The 16,505-nt window shown below is 69.3% G+C and carries 17 protein-coding genes; 11 read left to right on the top strand and 6 right to left on the bottom strand.

Annotated elements, in window-relative coordinates; genetic code table 11:
• Nucleotides 1-7 precede the first annotated feature (7 nt).
• The 5 genes from LQ564_RS06605 to LQ564_RS06585 all read left to right on the top strand — a co-directional run bounded on the left by LQ564_RS06605 (nucleotide 8) and on the right by LQ564_RS06585 (nucleotide 5,296).
• On the top strand, nucleotides 8-1,009 hold the full coding sequence (locus LQ564_RS06605; protein ID WP_231057271.1) for an FAD:protein FMN transferase: 1,002 nt from the start codon (nucleotides 8-10) through the stop codon (nucleotides 1,007-1,009).
• A complete protein-coding gene (locus tag LQ564_RS06600) occupies nucleotides 1,006-2,352 on the top strand; it encodes a sulfite reductase subunit alpha (RefSeq protein WP_231057270.1) in 1,347 nt (448 codons plus the stop codon). Before LQ564_RS06605 ends, LQ564_RS06600 begins: the two co-directional genes overlap by 4 nt.
• A gap of 167 nt (nucleotides 2,353-2,519) precedes the next feature.
• Nucleotides 2,520-4,091 carry an ATP-binding protein gene (locus LQ564_RS25950; protein WP_231057269.1) on the top strand — a complete coding sequence of 524 codons (1,572 nt, stop codon included), beginning with the start codon at nucleotides 2,520-2,522 and terminating at the stop codon, nucleotides 4,089-4,091.
• On the top strand, nucleotides 4,088-4,750 hold the full coding sequence (locus tag LQ564_RS06590; protein ID WP_231057268.1) for a response regulator: 663 nt from the start codon (nucleotides 4,088-4,090) through the stop codon (nucleotides 4,748-4,750). The genes LQ564_RS25950 and LQ564_RS06590 overlap by 4 nt, the downstream gene beginning before the upstream one ends.
• A gap of 90 nt (nucleotides 4,751-4,840) precedes the next feature.
• A complete protein-coding gene (locus LQ564_RS06585) occupies nucleotides 4,841-5,296 on the top strand; it encodes a hypothetical protein (protein ID WP_231057267.1) in 456 nt (151 codons plus the stop codon).
• A gap of 17 nt (nucleotides 5,297-5,313) precedes the next feature.
• Here LQ564_RS06585 and LQ564_RS06580 read toward each other — a convergent pair whose 3' ends face one another.
• Together LQ564_RS06580 and LQ564_RS06575 are read right to left on the bottom strand one after the other, a co-directional pair.
• Nucleotides 5,314-5,775 carry an FKBP-type peptidyl-prolyl cis-trans isomerase gene (locus tag LQ564_RS06580; RefSeq protein ID WP_231057266.1) on the bottom strand — a complete coding sequence of 154 codons (462 nt, stop codon included), beginning with the start codon at nucleotides 5,773-5,775 and terminating at the stop codon, nucleotides 5,314-5,316.
• A gap of 74 nt (nucleotides 5,776-5,849) precedes the next feature.
• Complete coding sequence (locus LQ564_RS06575) at nucleotides 5,850-6,653, bottom strand: lipid II flippase Amj family protein (RefSeq protein ID WP_231057265.1); 804 nt, start codon at nucleotides 6,651-6,653, stop codon at nucleotides 5,850-5,852.
• Between the two features lie 71 nt (nucleotides 6,654-6,724).
• Here LQ564_RS06575 and LQ564_RS06570 point away from each other — a divergent pair, with 71 nt between their 5' ends.
• On the top strand, nucleotides 6,725-7,099 hold the full coding sequence (locus tag LQ564_RS06570; protein WP_231057264.1) for a BlaI/MecI/CopY family transcriptional regulator: 375 nt from the start codon (nucleotides 6,725-6,727) through the stop codon (nucleotides 7,097-7,099).
• A 2-nt stretch (nucleotides 7,100-7,101) separates the two neighbouring features.
• Nucleotides 7,102-7,287: an oxidoreductase-like domain-containing protein gene (locus LQ564_RS06565; RefSeq protein ID WP_231057263.1), complete on the top strand. Its 186-nt coding sequence runs from the start codon at nucleotides 7,102-7,104 to the stop codon at nucleotides 7,285-7,287.
• A 4-nt stretch (nucleotides 7,288-7,291) separates the two neighbouring features.
• On the opposite strand, the gene LQ564_RS06560 is transcribed toward LQ564_RS06565, so the two are convergent.
• The gene (locus tag LQ564_RS06560) at nucleotides 7,292-9,238 is read right to left on the bottom strand and encodes a PAS domain-containing sensor histidine kinase (RefSeq protein ID WP_231057262.1); all 1,947 of its coding nucleotides are present in this window, start codon (nucleotides 9,236-9,238) and stop codon (nucleotides 7,292-7,294) included.
• A gap of 253 nt (nucleotides 9,239-9,491) precedes the next feature.
• Between LQ564_RS06560 and LQ564_RS06555 the strand changes: the two genes are divergently transcribed.
• On the top strand, nucleotides 9,492-9,956 hold the full coding sequence (locus LQ564_RS06555; protein ID WP_231057261.1) for a DUF421 domain-containing protein: 465 nt from the start codon (nucleotides 9,492-9,494) through the stop codon (nucleotides 9,954-9,956).
• A 122-nt stretch (nucleotides 9,957-10,078) separates the two neighbouring features.
• On the top strand, nucleotides 10,079-10,663 hold the full coding sequence (locus LQ564_RS06550; RefSeq protein WP_231057260.1) for a CHRD domain-containing protein: 585 nt from the start codon (nucleotides 10,079-10,081) through the stop codon (nucleotides 10,661-10,663).
• 255 nt (nucleotides 10,664-10,918) lie between these two features.
• On the opposite strand, the gene gluQRS is transcribed toward LQ564_RS06550, so the two are convergent.
• Nucleotides 10,919-11,806: a tRNA glutamyl-Q(34) synthetase GluQRS gene (gene gluQRS, locus LQ564_RS06545; RefSeq protein ID WP_231057259.1), complete on the bottom strand. Its 888-nt coding sequence runs from the start codon at nucleotides 11,804-11,806 to the stop codon at nucleotides 10,919-10,921.
• A 9-nt stretch (nucleotides 11,807-11,815) separates the two neighbouring features.
• Nucleotides 11,816-12,310 (bottom strand): nuclear transport factor 2 family protein, encoded by a 495-nt coding sequence (locus LQ564_RS06540; protein ID WP_231057258.1) that lies wholly within the window; start codon nucleotides 12,308-12,310, stop codon nucleotides 11,816-11,818.
• Between the two features lie 11 nt (nucleotides 12,311-12,321).
• Here LQ564_RS06540 and LQ564_RS06535 point away from each other — a divergent pair, with 11 nt between their 5' ends.
• Entirely contained in the window at nucleotides 12,322-15,693 is a 3,372-nt protein-coding gene (locus LQ564_RS06535) for a PAS domain S-box protein (protein WP_307729925.1), read from the top strand.
• Here LQ564_RS06535 and LQ564_RS06530 read toward each other — a convergent pair.
• Nucleotides 15,690-15,959 (bottom strand): hypothetical protein, encoded by a 270-nt coding sequence (locus LQ564_RS06530; protein WP_231057256.1) that lies wholly within the window; start codon nucleotides 15,957-15,959, stop codon nucleotides 15,690-15,692. The genes LQ564_RS06535 and LQ564_RS06530 overlap by 4 nt on opposite strands.
• Before the next feature lie 83 nt (nucleotides 15,960-16,042).
• Between LQ564_RS06530 and LQ564_RS06525 the strand changes: the two genes are divergently transcribed.
• Entirely contained in the window at nucleotides 16,043-16,501 is a 459-nt protein-coding gene (locus LQ564_RS06525; RefSeq protein ID WP_231057255.1) for a hypothetical protein, read from the top strand.
• Nucleotides 16,502-16,505 lie beyond the last annotated feature (4 nt).

The raw sequence follows: 16,505 nt of genomic DNA, 5'->3' as shown, positions 1-16,505 counted from the left end.
GACCGGCATGCGCGACGTCCTGGTACCCCACGCGATCGACCTCGCGCTGCCGCCTCCCGGCAGCCGCCTGCACGAGGCGCAAGGCCACAGCATGGGTACGACCTGGTCGGCCCGGATGCTGGCGCCGCCCGGCTCGAGCACGGACCTGGACGCCCTGCTCCAGCGCGAGCTCGATCTTGTGGTGGCCCAGATGAGCCAATGGGATCCGGATTCGCTGCTCTCGCGTTATAACTCGGCCCCGGCCGGCAGCTGGCATGCGCTGCCGCCGGAATTCTTCGAAGTGATCGACTTCGCGCTGCGCGTGCACGAGGACAGCGCCGGCGCCTACGATCCGGCCGCGGGCGCGCTGGTCAACCTGTGGGGCTTCGGTCCCACGGGGCGCCACAGCCAGGCCGGCTTCACGACACCGTCCGACGCCTCCATCGCCGCCGTGCTCGCGGCGCGCGCCACCCCGCAGCTGGATCGCGCCGGCCGCCGCCTGCTGCAGCCGGGCGGCGCCATCCTCGACCTCTCGTCCATCGCCAAGGGCTACGGCGTCGACCGCCTCGGCCTGTGCCTCGAGCGCCAGGGCGTGCGCCACTACCTGGTCGAAGTCGGCGGCGAGCTGCGCGGATCCGGCGTCAAGCCGGGCGGCGAACCGTGGTGGGTCGAGATCGAAGGCGTGCCGGATACGGGCTACAACCCGACCCAGGCCATCGTCGCCCTGCACGGGCTCGCGGTGGCTACCTCGGGCGACTACCGCAGTTATTTCCACGACGGCCCACGCCGCGTCTCGCATACGCTGGACCCGCGCAGCGGCTTGTCCATCGCCAACCAGGTCGCTTCGGCCACCGTGGTGGCGTCCACCTGCATGGCGGCCGATGCTCTCTCCACCGCGCTTACCGTGATGGGCGTGGACGCGGGCCTCGCCTTCGCCGACGCGCGCGGCATCGCCGTGCGCTACCTGGTCCGCCTGAACGGCGGACTGACCGAACACACCTCCGCCGCCTGGCGCGACCTGCTGCAATGATGATGACGATCGACCCCGTGCGCCTGGGCGGCGCGCTTGCCCTGTCCGGCGGCTACCTCGCCATGTGCGCCGCCATCTGGCGCGCCCGCGCCGGCGCCCGCCGCACCGTTCCCGCCGCCGGCGCCGACTGGCTGGTGGTCCACGCCAGCCAGACCGGCAGCGCCGAACACCTGGCCGAACGCAGCGCCGCCCTGCTGTCCACCGGCGGCCTGTCGGCGCGCGCGCTCTGCATGTCCGAACTCGAAGCCGGCGCGCTCGCGGATGCCACCCGCGTGCTGTTCATCGCCAGCACCTACGGCGAAGGCGACGCGCCCGACACGGCCGCGCGCTTCGCCGGCCAGACCATGGGCACCACGCCCGACCTGCGCCACCTGCACTACGCGGTGCTGGCGCTGGGCGACAGCACCTACACGCAATACTGCGGCTTCGGCCGCGCCCTCGATGGCTGGCTGGCGGCGCACGGCGCCACGCCGCTGTTCGAGCGCATCGACGTCGACCGCGGCAATGCCGGGGCGCTGGCCGAATGGCAGCACCACGTCGGCCGCCTGGCCGGCACCAGCGACGCGCCGGACTGGGAAGCGCCGGGCTACGGCGACTGGCGCATCCGCGAACGCACGCTGCTCAATCCGGGCAGCGCCGGCGCGCCGCTGTACCGCCTGGTGCTGGCGCCTCTGGCGGGCGCGCTGCCAGCCTGGGAAGCCGGCGACCTGGCCCAGGTCAGCGCACCGCTCGACCCCGACCACCCGCGCGAATACTCGATCGCCTCGGCGCCCGGCGAAGGCCACCTGGCCCTGCTGGTGCGCCTGCAGCGGCGCGACGACGGCAGCCTGGGCGCGGCCTCGGGCTGGCTGTGCGAAACCGCGACGATGGAAGATGTGATCCAGCTGCGCCTGCGCGCCCACCAGCGCTTCCGCCTGAACGGCAACGCCGCGCGGCCCCTGATTGCGATCGGCAACGGCAGCGGCCTGGCTGGCTTGCGCGCGCTGATCAAGTCGCGCATCGATGCGGGCCACGGCGACAACTGGCTGCTGTTCGGCGAGCGCAACGCCGCCCACGACTACCTGTGCCGCGAAGAGCTGCAGGGCTGGCTGGCCGCGCGCAACCTGGCCCGCCTCGACCTCGCCTTCTCGCGCGACCAGGCCACGGCGCGCTACGTGCAGCACCTGGTGCGCGAGCACGCGGACGCGCTGCGAGCCTGGGTCGAAAAGGGCGCCGCGATCTACGTGTGCGGCAGCCTGCAGGGGATGGCGGGCGGCGTGCACGAGGCCCTGATCGAGGTCCTGGGCCAGCAACAGGTCGAGACGCTGACGCTCGAGGGCCGCTACCGCCGCGACGTCTACTAACGCACTTCGGTGTCAGGTCTGACATTCGGACACGAACTCTGCCGTAACCGCAACTAGCGCTGAACCCGTGTCTGAATGTCAGACCCCGGCGTTACCGTGCCAGCTTTGCAGTTGCCGCCTCGAGGTTTCGGTGCCATAGTTGCCGCCTGTTCACTCGCGTCGACATCGTGAAATTTTCAATCGGTCACCGCCTTTTCCTTTCGGTCCTGCTCGCCATGCTGACGGTGGCCGCCGGCGCCGTTTACCTGCTGCGCCAGAACGTGCTGGCCGGTTTCGGCGACTACGCCGTCGGCATCGAACTGGACCGCCTGGACGAACTGTCGACCGCGCTGGCGGCCCGATATCGGTCGCAAGGCAACTGGAACTTCCTCCCCAAGGGCGATGCGAAGCGCGACTGGATCGCGCAGGAGCTGCTGCGTCTGCAGGATGAACGCGAGCGGCGCGCCCTTGCGGTTCCGGCCCCGGCGGCTCCAGCGGCGCCGGCAGCCGACGCGGTCGACGCCGCCCCCGCCGCCGAGCTGGACGCCCCGGCCAGTCCCTTCCACGTCCCGCCGGCCCCGCCCGCGCCCCCGGCCCCACCCGCCCCGCCGGCGCTGCCGTTCCCGGCACTACCCGCGGCCGCACCCGGCGACGATGGCGTCGCCTACGACCTGCACCAGCGCGTCACCCTGCTCGATGCCGACGGGCGCTACCTGGCCGGCCGCCGGCCGGGCGCCCTGCCGCTGGCGCAGCGCCCGATCGAGGTCGGCGGCCGCACCGTCGGCTACCTCGGCGTCGCGCGCAGCCACCAGCCGAGCGATGCGATGGCGCTCGCCTTCCTGGAGCAGCTGCGCAGCAGCCTGTGGCAGATCGTGGTGGCAGCGGTGGCGCTGAGCGCCCTGGCCGGCGCCCTGCTGGCGCGCCACTTCCGCCGGCCGATCGGGCAGCTGGCCGATGGCGCGGCCGCGCTCGCGGGCGGGCGCTACGACGTGCGCCTGCCGGACACGCGCAGCGACGAACTGGGGAGCCTGGCGCGCCACTTCAACGCTTTGGCCGCGCAGCTGGACAGCATGGAAGCCGCGCGCCGCCAGTGGGTGGCCGACACCTCGCACGAGCTGCGCACCCCACTGGCAGTGCTGCGCGCGCAACTGGAAGCCCTGCAGGATGGCGTGCGCAGCGCCACCCCGGACACCTTGAACGCCATGCTGCGCCAGGTGCTGGCCCTGAACAAGCTGATCGACGAGCTGTACGCGCTGGCGCGGGCCGACGTCGGCGCGCTCGACTGCAAGCCCGTGCCGCTGGACCTGTGGCGGCTCGCCACCGAGGCGGCGCGCGGCTTCGAAGAGCGCCTGCGCGGCGCCGGCCTCGCGCTGGATCTCGATCAGCCGCCGCCATCGGCGCCGGTGCTGTGCGACCCCGACCGCCTGCGCCAGGTGCTCGACAACCTGTTCGAGAACAGCCTGCGCTACACCGCCGCCGGCGGCCGCATCGCCGTGCACGCGCACACGGCGAACCGCCGCATGTGCCTGGTGATCGACGACAGCGCCCCCGGCGTGCCGGACGAGGCGATCGCGCGCCTCGGCGAACGCTTCTACCGCGTCGACGCCTCGCGCAGCCGCGCCCACGGCGGCGCAGGTCTCGGCCTGGCGCTGTGCCGCCGCATCCTCGAAGCGCAGGGAGGCGACCTGCAGTTCGCCCACGCGCCGCTGGGGGGCCTGCGCGTGACCGTGTCGCTGCCGCTGGCCAGGGAGGCCGAATGAATCCGCGCATCCTGGTCGTCGAGGACGAGCCGGAACTGGCCGGCCTGGTGGCCGACTACGCGCGCGCCGCCGGCTATGCGCCCGAGGTCTTCGGCGATGGCGCCGAGGCCCTGGCGGCGATCCGGCGCGAGGCCCCGGCGCTGGTGGTGCTCGACCTGATGCTGCCCGGCCTGGACGGCCTGTCGGTGTGCCGCGCGGTGCGCGCATTCAGCGAGGTGCCGATCGTGATGGTGACGGCGCGCGTGGAAGAGATCGACCGCCTGCTGGGACTGGAGGCCGGCGCCGACGACTACCTGTGCAAGCCCTTCAGCCCGCGCGAGCTGATGGCGCGCATCAAGGCCATCCTGCGGCGCGCGGGGAGCGCCGTCCCGGCCCGCGTGCTGGACATCGACGAGACCGCGCGCCGCGTCCGCCTGCACGGCCAGGCGCTCGACCTGACGCCGAGCGAGTTCGCGATCCTGGCGGCCCTCGCCCGCCGTCCCGGCCAGGTGTTCTCGCGCGCCCAGCTGCTCGACGCCGCCCGCGCCGACAGCCTGGACGCGACCGACCGCGCCATCGATAGCCACATCAAAAACCTGCGCCGCAAGATCGACGCCGCCGCGCCCGGCCTGGAAGCGATCCGCTCGATCTACGGCCTCGGCTACCGCTGCGACGTGTAGATCCACTCCATTTTTTCTCCACATTTGGCGCGCAGGATGCATCCATGGCCCGACACACCTGCGCGGGCCGCAGCCAAAGGAGAAACGAAAATGAAGACGACGAACGCCATGCTGGCGACCATCCTGCTCGGGACCCTGCTGGGCCTGGGCGCGGACCGGGCCGAGGCCGCGGTCCACTATGTGTGCAAGTCGACGGTGAACGGCAAGTGCCCGGCGCCTCCCGCCCCACCGGCCCCGCCGGCGCCGCCGGCGCCGCCCGCACCGCCAGCACCGCCGGCGCCACCGCTCGAGCGCTTCGCCCATGCCGCGCCGCCGGCCCTGCCGGCGATGCCGGCCATCCCGGCCGTGCCTCCGGCACCGCCGATGCCGCCGGAACCGCCGCCGATCCCGGACGTCCCGGCCGGGGCCCACGCCGCCTGCTCAGGCAAGGCGCGCGGCGCCCGCGTCACCTACGCCGTCGCCAAGGGCGAAACCATGATCGGCGTCTGCGGCCGCGAGCACGGCAAGCCGGTGTTCCAGCTACGCGAATACCACGTGGAGGATTGAACTGAGTTGTGCTGAGATCAGCGCACGTCCAGCAGCTCGACTTCGAACACCAGGGTGGCGTTCGGCGGAATCGGGCCGGCGCCGCCCTCGCCATAGCCGAGGTTCGCCGGCACGATCAGGGTGCGCTTGCCGCCGACCTTCATGCCCAGCACGCCCTGGTCCCAGCCCGGGATGACCTGGCCGCCGCCGACTTCGAAGGCGAACGGTTCGCGCCCGATCGAGGAATCGAACTGGGCGCCGCGCTGCATGGTGGCGGCCGGGTCGTACAGCCAGCCGGTGTAGTTGACCACGGCGGTCGAACCGGCCACCGCTTCCTTGCCGGTGCCGGTCACGCCGTCGATTTTCTGGAAAGGCACGGCGGCGGCCGGCGCGGTGGCGGCGGCCGTGGCGGGCGTCTGCGGCGCTTCGGCGCGCTTGCAGGCGGACAGGGTGGTGGCGAGCGCCAGGCCGAGGGCGCAGCAGGTGAACAGTTTTTTCAAGGCGGTCTTTCGTAGGTTGGTCAACAAGGATGCCGCAGCAGCATACCGCGCGCGCCGCCGTGATGACAAGCTTGCTAGATCACGTTGGCGACCCAGGCGATCAGCATCGCCGATGGCACCAGGAGAGCCTGGGCCAGCAGGGTCCCGGCCAGCCGGCTGCCGACCAGCCACACGATCGCCTTCCGGAACTGTCCCTCGCTGACCTTGCCCTCGATGACATCGTCGGTCATGCCCGACATGTGCGGATCGATGAAGATCGCCATCATGATGGTGGCGCCGCCGTTGATGATCGAGGACAGCGTGCTCGAGGTGACCCGCACCGACGGGTCCAGCACGCCGGCATAGAGCGAGGCGAACACGCCGACCGTCCACAGGGCGGTGGCGGCGACGTTCAGCACGGTGATGCGGACCGAGACGCCGTGGCCGGAGCGCATGTCGGTCATGTTGCGCGCCGCCGGCACGCTGGCCACATCCTTCACGTACGACAGGCCGCCCTTGAAGAAGCCGTGCAGAATGAGCTTGGGCACCGAGCGGTGCACCTGGAAGTGCAGCACCGCGCGGCAGAACACGCGCTGGAAGGTCGGGATCAACAAGGCGCCGATGATGGTGGCCAGGCTGGCCGAGACCAGCAGCCAGCGGAAGTCCCACAGCAGGGCTCCCGCCGCCGCGCCGTCGAGATTGGTCTCGACCCGCTTGGCCAGGAAGGGCCCGAGGAAGGAATTCGAGGTGCGCGAGACCAGCACCAGGATGCTGAACAGGGCGAACGAGACCGCGATGCGGCGGGTGCGCACGCCGGCGATCCGGACCGAGTAAGCCAGCGTCCCGATGAGGTGGATGACGAAGGTCAGGAAGCAGATCAGGAGCAGTTGGGTATCCACGTCGCCATGCTTTGGATAAAGATTGCAATCGTATCATCGACGCTGCCCTCTAGATCATTTATTCTAGACCCATGAACACGGTTCCCGCCAAGCCCACCCCGTCCGAACTCGAGATGCTGCGCCTGCTGTGGCAACTCGGCCCGTCCACCGCGCGCCAGGTGCACGAGGCGGCCGTCGAGACGCGGCCCGACATGGCCTATGCGAATGTGCTGCGCCTGCTGCAGATGATGCATGCGAAGGGCCTGCTCACGCGCGACGAAAGCGCGCGCGCCCACGTCTATGCCCCCGCCCAGCCGCAGGACAACTTGCAGGCCGGCCTGATCAAGGACCTGATCCACAAGGCCTTCTCGGGCTCCGGCAAGGAGCTGGTGCTGGCCGCCCTGCGCGGCCACGTCAGCAAGAAGGACCGCGAGGAGATCCAGCGCATCCTCAACGACGAGGAGTGAACATGCCTGGCCCGCGTCCCGTGCCGCCGGTCCAGCCCGAGCTGGAAGATTGCTGCCGCAGCGGCTGCACGCCCTGCGTATTCGATCTCTATGAGGAAGCGCTCGAACGTTACGAGCGCGCATTGGCGTCATGGGAAGCCGCCGGCCCAGCCGGGCCGGCTCCCGCGCAGCCGGATCCGCTGCGCTGACGCCTCAGCTGTGCTGCCCGACGGCGGTGCGGGCGCGTCGCCGGCACAGCGGCAAGCGCATGGTCAGGGTGCTGCCCTTGCCCGGACCGTCGCTCGCCGCCGCCACCGATCCCCCGTGCAGCTCGACGATCTGCTTGACCAGGTGCAGGCCGATTCCCAGGCCGGCGCAGGCTGGCGAGACAGCCTGGTCGAGCTTGACGTACAGGTGGAAGATCGAGTCGAGCACATCCTGCGCCATGCCGGCGCCGTCGTCGCGCACGGTCAGCGCAGCCATCCCGTCCGCCTCGCGGCGCAGGCAGACGCCGACATGGCCGCCGGGCGGCGTGAACTTGCAGGCATTCGTGACGAGGTTGACCATCGCCTGCGTCAACCTGCCCTTGTCCCCTTTCACCAGCAGCTCCTCGTCCGGCAGCGCGACCGCCAGGGTGTGCCCGGCGCGCTTGACGACCGGCGCACAGACCTCCATCGCCTCGTTCACCATGGCGTTCAGCGACATCCGGGCGCGCTCGAGCTGCAGTTCGCCGCTCTGGATGCGGCGCAGGTCGAAGATGTCGTCGACCAGGCGCGCGATATGGCCCAGCTGTCGCCGCATGAGCTCTTCGATGCGGCGCGGCGCCCCCTCGCCCAGCGCCGGACCGAGCAACTGCAGGCCGGCCGACAAGGGGCTGAGGTAGTTGCGCAGTTCGTGCCCCAGGGCGAACAGGAATTGCGATTTGCGTTCACAGCTCTCGCGCAGGACCGCCACCGTGTTCTGCAAGGCATTCCTGGTCGCCACCTGTTCGCTGACATCCAGCATGGTGCCGGTCAGGATACGGAACCCGTCCGCGTCGTCGATCGCCTTGCCCATGCACTCGACCCAGCGCACCTGGCCGTCGCAGGCGCGCACGATACGGCCTTCGAAAGCGAAACGGTCGGTCCCGTCCTCCAGGAAACGCCGGGTGGCGTCGAAGAAGGCCAGGCGGTCGTCCGGGTGCAGCAGCCTGGAGAAACAGGCGGCGCCGCTTTCACAGCCGCCCTCTTCCGCGGGAATGCCGAGGATCGCGCGCACGCCGCGGTTTTCCCACTCGAGGACATCGGTCTGCGGATTCCAGCGCCAGATGCCGAGGCGCGCGGCGTCGAGGGCCAGCGCAAGCCGCTCGGTCTGTCCTTGCAGCGCATGCAGCAGGCAATGGCTCTCGGTGACGTCCTGCGCGGTGCCGTGCAGGCCGACGATCACGCCGGCGCCGTCGCGCTCGACCTCGCCGCGCGCGGCCAGCCAGCCGGTATCGCCGCCGGGCCGGTAGAACTCGAGCTCGATCGCATAGGGCGTGCCATGTTTCAGCGCGGCGCGCACGCTGTCCTTCAGCAGGCGCCAGCTGCGCGGCGTGTAGAGCCGCGCATGCTCCGCGTAGCCCGGCGGCAGGCGGCCGGGATCGCGTCCGAACAGGCGATACAGCCCGCTGGACCAGCTCGTGATGTCGGACTCGATCTCCCAGTGCCAGCTGCCCATGCGGCCCAGCTCCTGGGCCGCTTCCAGCGCCGCCTGGTTCCTGTCCAGCGCAATGGCCATGCGCTCCCTGGTCGCAAGCTCGTCCCCAAGCCTGGCTTCCAGGTCCTTGATGGGCCCGACATCGGACACTTCGGCGATGAACCCGGCCACGGCGCTGTCGATTACGTCGGGGTGGTAGCGCACGATGCCGCGCCGGCGGATTCCGTCCGGCCCCGTGATCGTCCTCTCGAAAGTCTGCGCCTGCCCGTCCAGCACGGCCCGAACGTAGGGTTCGTTGAGCGCCGCGATCTCCGGCCCCAGCAGGTCGGACATATGCATGCCGACCAGCTCGGCGCCAGGCTTGCCGAACCATTTCTCGTAGACCCGGTTCGCATAACGGCAGGTCAGCGAACGATCCCAGTAGGCCAGCATCGACGACGCATGGTCCAGCACACGCATGGGAAGAGAGGTTTCAATGCTCATGCACTGCATGGTTCCTCCAGGCTTTGTCGCTATCGATAAGACCCCCAGCCGGAACGAAACCCTGCAGCGGGACGCGGCTTCACGCAGAATACACGAGGGCAGCGCGCCGAGTAAATACACAGCCAGCGGCAAAGGCGGGTCGACAAACGATGGAAACCATCCCACCGCTATTCCCGCCGAATGCACATGGCAGGCGCGTGTGGATGGCCGATCTGACTACAATGGCTCATCGGTTCAAACTGGTGGAGAAAATATGTTCGACATGGATCTTCCCTGGTGGGAATTTATCGTGCGCGGCCTGGCCGTGTACCTCCTGCTGCTCATCATGGTGCGCATTTCCGGGCGCCGCACGGTCGGCCAGTTCACTCCCTTCGACCTGCTGGTGGTGATGCTGCTGTCGGAATCGGTCTCCAACTCGCTGAACGGCGGCGATGCTTCCCTGGCCGGCGGCCTGATCTCGGCGGCGACCCTGGTCGCGATCAATTCCTCCATCGCTGTGCTCACCTCGCGCAACGGACGCATCGAGAAACTCCTCGAAGGCAGCGCCGTCCTGATCGGCCGTGACGGCGTCTTCTTCGACAAGGTCGTGCGCCGCTGCCGCCTGTCCGAATCCGACCTGGAGGAAGCGTTGCGTGAACACGACTGCCCGCGACCCGAGATGAAATGCGCCTTCCTCGAAGCCGACGGTGAGATCACGATCATGCGCAATCCGCAGTAATTTCTCAAAGGCTTGTACCCATCCGTATGGTGTGAACTCGCCGTTCTTCATGTGCTAATTTTTCCGGCAGCGCTGCCAGGTCGGTGGCGTGTCGGGAGACTTTCCTGATCAGGAGGTATGCCATGAAGAAAGCAATCACCGCAATTGCGCTGGCCGTGGCCAGCCTGGCAGCCGCACCGCCAGGCATGGCCCAGGACATCTACCGCGCCGTGGCCAGCGGCCCGGCGGAATCGCCGCCGAACGGCTCGCCCGGTTCCAGCGTCGCCACCTTCGAAGTGGACGGCTCGCTGATGCGCGTCGAGGCGCCCTTCCGCGACCTGCTCGCCGGCACCGTCTCGGCCCACATCCATTGCTGCACGACCGAAGCCTTCACCGGTGTGGCGCCGGTGGCGATCCCCTTCCCGGACTTCCCGCTGCAGGTGACGGCAGGCACGTACAGCGCCACCTTCGACCTGAGCGACGCCGCCGTGTACGACCCGGCCTTCCTGGCTTCCTTCGGCGGCACCCCGGCAGCGGCAAGCGAGGCGCTGTTCGACGCGATCGCCGCCAACGAGGCCTACCTCAACATCCACAGCAGCCAGTATCCGAGCGGCGAGATCCGCGGCTTCCTGGTGGCCGCGCCGATTCCGGAACCGGCCACATGGGGGATGCTGGGGGCGGGCCTGGCGGGGCTGGCATTGCTTGCGCGGCGCCGCCCGCGGGGGTAGTTTTTCGTAGGGTGGGCGGTCCTCCGCCCACGCGTTCAAACCGTGCGTGAATAAACGTGTCGCGTCCGTTCACGTGGGAGTTGAACGCGCGGAGTGATTTGGTCCAGTGGAGTGATTTGGTCCAGTGGACCAAATCACGAGCCGTCCACCCTACGGGTGTGTGAAAAATTCGTCTATGGCTGCGTTGCCTCGTCTCGCCGTACGGGTGTACTGTCTTCGACTCGGCGCCTTGCCATCGCCGTCTTTTCACACCCTCTACGCGCGTTCGCGCAGCAGATTGGCCCACGCGGGGACGGCCGCGCGCCAGAAAGCATCCAGCGACTCCACAGGCGCGAGCTGCAGGCCGAGGAAGCGGGTCGCATCCGAAAGCGCCGCAACCGCAGCCTGCTCATCCCCCGGCGCCACCGCCAGCGCCCCCGTCTGCTTCGACAGCTTCTCCCCCAACTCATTGCGCACCACCGGCACGTGCAGATAACGCGGTGTCGGCACATCCAGAACCCGCTGCAAGAAGATCTGCCGCGGCGTCGAGTCGAGCAAATCGGCCCCGCGCACCACGTCGGTCACGCCCTGCTCCGCATCGTCCACCACCACCGCCAGCTGGTAGGCCCAGAACCCGTCGGCGCGCTTGAGCACGAAGTCGCCCGACTCGCCCGACAGGCGCTGCGTGACCTCGCCCGCGAAGCGGTCCTGGAAGCTGATCACGTCGAAGCCCGGATCGGGCACCCGCAGGCGCAGGCTGCGCATGCTGCGCCCTTCGGCCAGGCCGTGGCGGCAGGTGCCCGGATAGATCGCCGCGCCGTCGGGAGCGAAGCCCAGGCGCGAGTCGGCGATCTCGCGGCGGTTGCAGCCGCAGGGATAGGTATGCAGGGCGATGCGCTCGGCCGCCGCCTGGTACAGCGCTTTTCTCCGGCTCTGCCAGACGATCTCGCCGTCCGCATGCATGCCGAGCTGTTCGAGCAAGGCGAGGATGCCCTCGGCGGCGCCCGGCACGGCGCGTCCTTCGTCGATGTCCTCGATGCGCACCAGCCAGGTCCCGTGGTGGGCCCTGGCGTCGAGGTAGCTGGCCAGCGCCGCCACCAGCGAGCCCGCGTGCAGCGGGCCGGTGGGCGATGGCGCGAAGCGGCCGATGTACGGCTCGTTCACTGTGTCACCTTACTTCTTCGACGCCTTCTTCTCGAACTCCTGGATGGTCTGGGTGACCCCGTCCACCACCTCGTTCGGCACCGCCACCGACAGCTGGTAGTGCACGATCTCGAAGCCCTTGGCGGTCTTGCGGATCACGCCGCTGGCCATGCAGTGGCCCATGTTGGCGGTGTCGAGCAGCTCGTCGAACCAGATCAGCGAGCCGTCGGCGGAGGCGTAGACGTTGCGGCGCGTGGCCTTGAAGCTCCACGCTTTCTTGGCGTCGAAGTATTTCTTGGCCCAGGCCTTGAATTCGTCGCGGCGCCACAGTTCGCTGCGGTCGGTGCCGATGTAGACGCCGTCCTTGGCGATCTTGTCGAAATAGGCCATGCGGGCGTTCGCCGCATCCTGGTGCCATTCGTCGACGAAGGTGTTGACCTGCTTCGTGAGGACGGCATCGGTTTCGGCCTGGGCCAGGCCGAGCATGCCGAAGAACAGGACGGCGGCGGCGAAGAATCGTTTCATGGTCTCTTTCAATGGGTTGCACAGCGCTTTTCATGCGCGGGAGTGGATGGAAGCGGCAAGCCGCCAACGATAGCGCAGCCGTGGGCAGTTTGCCAACCGCCTGCGTTCGGCCGCGCGCATGCGAACACCGCGGTATTGTCAAAACGGTTATAGTCCGATGCGCCTTGCCGCGTCCGATTACGCATTTCTTACCTGTTCCCGCCATGCCTGACCTTTCTTCCGACCAACGCCATCGGCTCCTCGTCAACAGCGCGCTCGAATTCGCCATGATCATGATCGATGCCGACGGCGTGATCCGGGAATGGTCGCGCGGCGCCGAGGCGCTGCTCGGCTGGACGGCGCAGGAAATCGTCGGGCGGCCCGCACAGGACATCTTCACGATCGAGGACCGGGCCGCGGATGTGCCGCGCGCCGAGCTGCACACGGCACTGGCCCTGGGTCACGCCGCCGATGTGCGCTGGCATGCGCGCAAGGACGGCTCCAGCGTGTTTTGCGACGGCACCGTCAACCGGATCATGGCGGACGACGGCGTGACGCTGCTGGGATACGGCAAGGTCATGCGCGAAGCCTATACCAGAAAGAAGGATAGACCGGGCGAGGCGATCAGCGCGCGCTCGGAACGGCGCTCTTTCCTCGCGGCCGTCCTGGAAAGCATCGAGAACGGCATCGTCGCCTGCGACCGGCAGGGCAAGCTGACCTTCTTCAACGACGCCGCCCGCGCCATCCACGGCATGCAGGAACATCCGGTATCTTCCGAGCACTGGGCCGAACAGTACCGGCTGTACCGCCCGGACGGCGCGGCGCTGCTGGAGCGCGAGGACCTTCCGCTCTATCGCGCCCTGCAAGGCGAACGGGTCGACGCCGAGCGGATCGTCGTGGAGTCGGCCGACGGCACGCGCCGGCACGTCCAGGTATCGGGACGCCCGCTGGAAGATGCCGCCGGCCAGGTGCTGGGCGCGGTGGTGTCGATGCAGGACCTGAGCGCCCAGCAAGCCGCCCATACTGCGCGCGAGGACGCGGTGCGCGAACAGGGCCGGCGCATCGCTGCCGAGGAAGCCCAGTCCGGACTGTCCAAGACGCAGGAGCTGCTGCGCCTGGCGACCGAGGCTGCGCAGCTCGGCATCTGGGCCTGGGACGCCGGACGCGATGCCGGAACCTGGGAGAACGCGCGCATGTACGAGATCTTCCAGCGCCCGGTGGACGGCCCCATCGTCAACGCAACCGAACTGCTGAACGGCTTGCTGCACGCGGACGATGCGCCGGCCTTCCTGCATGCCGTCGACGCCACCTTGCAGCACGGCGAGCGCCTACAGTTCACCGGCCGCTTCCGTCCGGCGCCGGACGCGGACATGCGCTGGGTGGAAATCACCGGCATGCTGCGGGCGGGCGCCTCGGACAGCCCCGTGATCATCGGCACCGCAGCCGACGTCACGCTGCGCAAGCAGCTCGAAAAAGCTGCGGAGGAAGGGCGGGTGCGCCTCGAAGCCACGCTCTCCGCCGGCGACGTCGGCATCTGGATCTGGGACATCCAGGGCGACCGCGTCACCGGCGACCGCAACCTGGCTTCCCTGTTCGGCGTGGCGGACGGCGACGCCGCGGAGCTGCCGCTGTCGATGTACACCGACGCCATCCATCCGGACGACGCCGAAGAAGTCGCCCGGCAGATCCGGCACGCCACCGATACCGGCGAGGCCTACCGGGCCACTTACCGCATCCGCGACGGCCAGGGGGGCTGGCGCTGGGTCAATGCGCGCGGCCGCATCGAATTCGACGCCCAGGGACGCCCGGGGACGCTGGCCGGCGTCATGCTCGACATCACGCCGCAGGTGGAAGCCGAGGCCGGACTGCGCGCCGCGGAAGAACGCTACCGCACCCTGATTACCTCGATGGACGAAGCCTTCGCCATCGTCCAGGTGCTGGTCGACGATGCGGGCCGGCCGGTCGACTACCGCTTCGAGGAAGTCAACCGCGCGCTCGAACTGCAGTCCGGCCTGGTCAACGCCGCCGGCCGCACCATCCGCGAGATGGTGCCCGACATCGAGGAGCGCTGGATCGAACGCTACGGCAAGGTGGCGCTGTCGCGCCAGCCGGTCCGCTTTACCGAGCATTCGGCGGCGATGGGCTACTGGTGGGACGTGTATGCCACGCCCATGGGCCATCCGGACGAACGCCGTATCGCCATCCTGTTCACCGACGTGACGGCCAGGCGCAAGGCCGAGGAGGAGCTGCGCCAGTTGGCTGCCGACCTGTCCGAGACCAACCGCCGCAAGACCGAGTTCCTGGCCACGCTGGCACACGAGCTGCGCAATCCGCTGGCGCCGATGCGCACCGGCCTGGACCTGATCCGCATGGCCGGCCGCGAGGCGCCCGGCGGACCGAAGGTGATGGAGATGATGGACCGCCAGCTGCGCCAGATGGTGCACCTGATCGACGACCTGATGGACGTCTCGCGCATCAACAATGGCAAGATCGTCCTCAAGAAGGAATGCATCGACCTGCAGTCCGCCATCGCCAACGCCGTCGAGACCGCGCTGCCGGCGATCGAGGCTGCCGGGCACGCGGTACGGGTGGACCTGCCCCCGGACGCCCTGATGGTCGAGGTCGACCGCACGCGCCTGGCCCAGATCCTGGCCAACCTGCTGGCCAACGCCGTCAAGTACACGCCGAACGGCGGCGCGATTACGGTCGCGGCGGCGCGCAGCGGCGCCGCGATGCGTATCGAGGTGAGCGACACCGGGATCGGGATTCCCGCGGAAGAGCAGGCGCGCGTGTTCGACATGTTCAGCCAGGTTTCGCGCAATATGGGAAGGGCCCAGGGCGGCCTGGGGATCGGCCTGTCGCTGGTGCGCAGCCTGGTCGATCTGCACGATGGCAGCGTCGCCGTGAGCAGCGCCGGCATGGGCAAGGGCAGCACCTTCACCGTCGAACTGCCGGAAGCGCCCGACTGCCCGCCTCCCGGCGCCGATACGGGCGCCGCCGCACTGGCCGCACAGGCCAGGGACGCTGGACTGCGCATCCTGATCGCCGACGACAACGTCGACGCGGCGCATCTGCTGGCCGACCTGCTCGAGATATCGGGCCATGCGGTGAGCGCGGTGCACGACGGCCGCGAGGCGCTCGAGCACATCACGGCGGACCGACCCGACATGGCAATCCTGGACATCGGCATGCCGGGCCTGAACGGCTACGAGGTCGCGCGCACCATCCGCGCCACGCCCGGCATGGACGGCACCGTGCTGGTCGCACTGACCGGCTGGGGCGGAGAACTCGACCGCAGCCGTTCGAAGGAGGCGGGTTTCGACGCCCACCTCACCAAGCCGGCCAGCGTGGACGAGCTGGAACGGATGATCGCGCAAGTGCGCGGCGCCCGGCCTGCGGCCTAGCGCTCCTTGCAGGCGCTCTCCCTCAGGCCGTACTTGTTGCGGGCGCAGGCGCGCTCCAGGCGGACGGACAGCGCATGCAGCATGCTGGAAACCACGCCCGACGCCGGGATTGTCGCAGTGGCGAAGGCGGGGTCGGGCTCCGGCTTGTTCTGTTCTTGGAGGGTGAAAGTGACCACCACGTTTTCCGGCAGCGCCGCCTGCCGGCGCTCGACCAGTGTCTTGAGAATCAGGACCAGCACCATCACCGCCTTGTACAGCCAGCCCATGCCCGGACCCGGGCACGCTTGTTAACGCGGATTTAACGGCGTGCGCGCTAGGCTCCGGCATCCAGAGCATCATTAGGCATGCAGTGACTTCCTTCGAGCACGTCCATTCACCAACCATCCCGCACCAGCACTACCTGGTGCTGGAGGAGGTCGCGCGCCGGCTCGCCCAAAAATATCCGCCCGACTGGCTGGAACGCCACTGGCGCAGGCTGTACGCGGCCACGCTGGCCGTCACCTTCCTGCTCGCGTTGGCCCTGGCCCTGGCATGGGCAACGTGGTGGAGCGTGCTGGTGCCGCTGTGCGGGCCGACCCTGCTGCTGATCGCGCTGCCGCGCCTGCTGTTCGGGCGCACGCCCGGCCATCCGCGCTGGGCCCACCGGCTCGCCGTGCTCGACCGCCAGGACCAGGCACTGGTGTGCTCCCTGCTGCGCCTGCCCGACGACGCGCCGCTGAGCGGCGAGCAGTTCTTCGAACTCCTGCGTCATGCCAGATGCGCCGCCGCATACCGCCGTGGCCACGGCGGCGGACAGCTACTACAATAGACGC

It is taken from the genome of Massilia phyllostachyos, from assembly GCF_021044825.1.
Classification (GTDB): domain Bacteria; phylum Pseudomonadota; class Gammaproteobacteria; order Burkholderiales; family Burkholderiaceae_D; genus Telluria; species Telluria phyllostachyos.
Note: the sequence above shows the minus strand (reverse complement) of the source record. Positions and strands in the feature narration are given on the sequence as shown.

Bases quoted from the DNA above. Each gene is read 5' to 3' on its own strand.
- LQ564_RS06605 (WP_231057271.1), top strand. From the start codon at position 8: ATGCGCGACGTCCTGGTACCCCACGCGATCGACCTCGCGCTGCCGCCT.
- LQ564_RS06600 (WP_231057270.1), top strand. From the start codon at position 1,006: ATGATGATGACGATCGACCCCGTGCGCCTGGGCGGCGCGCTTGCCCTG.
- LQ564_RS06590 (WP_231057268.1), top strand. From the start codon at position 4,088: ATGAATCCGCGCATCCTGGTCGTCGAGGACGAGCCGGAACTGGCCGGC.
- LQ564_RS06585 (WP_231057267.1), top strand. From the start codon at position 4,841: ATGAAGACGACGAACGCCATGCTGGCGACCATCCTGCTCGGGACCCTG.
- LQ564_RS06570 (WP_231057264.1), top strand. From the start codon at position 6,725: ATGAACACGGTTCCCGCCAAGCCCACCCCGTCCGAACTCGAGATGCTG.
- LQ564_RS06565 (WP_231057263.1), top strand. From the start codon at position 7,102: ATGCCTGGCCCGCGTCCCGTGCCGCCGGTCCAGCCCGAGCTGGAAGAT.
- LQ564_RS06560 (WP_231057262.1), bottom strand. From the start codon at position 9,238: ATGAGCATTGAAACCTCTCTTCCCATGCGTGTGCTGGACCATGCGTCG.
- LQ564_RS06555 (WP_231057261.1), top strand. From the start codon at position 9,492: ATGTTCGACATGGATCTTCCCTGGTGGGAATTTATCGTGCGCGGCCTG.
- LQ564_RS06550 (WP_231057260.1), top strand. From the start codon at position 10,079: ATGAAGAAAGCAATCACCGCAATTGCGCTGGCCGTGGCCAGCCTGGCA.
- LQ564_RS06540 (WP_231057258.1), bottom strand. From the start codon at position 12,310: ATGAAACGATTCTTCGCCGCCGCCGTCCTGTTCTTCGGCATGCTCGGC.
- LQ564_RS06535 (WP_307729925.1), top strand. From the start codon at position 12,322: ATGGGTTGCACAGCGCTTTTCATGCGCGGGAGTGGATGGAAGCGGCAA.
- LQ564_RS06530 (WP_231057256.1), bottom strand. From the start codon at position 15,959: ATGGGCTGGCTGTACAAGGCGGTGATGGTGCTGGTCCTGATTCTCAAG.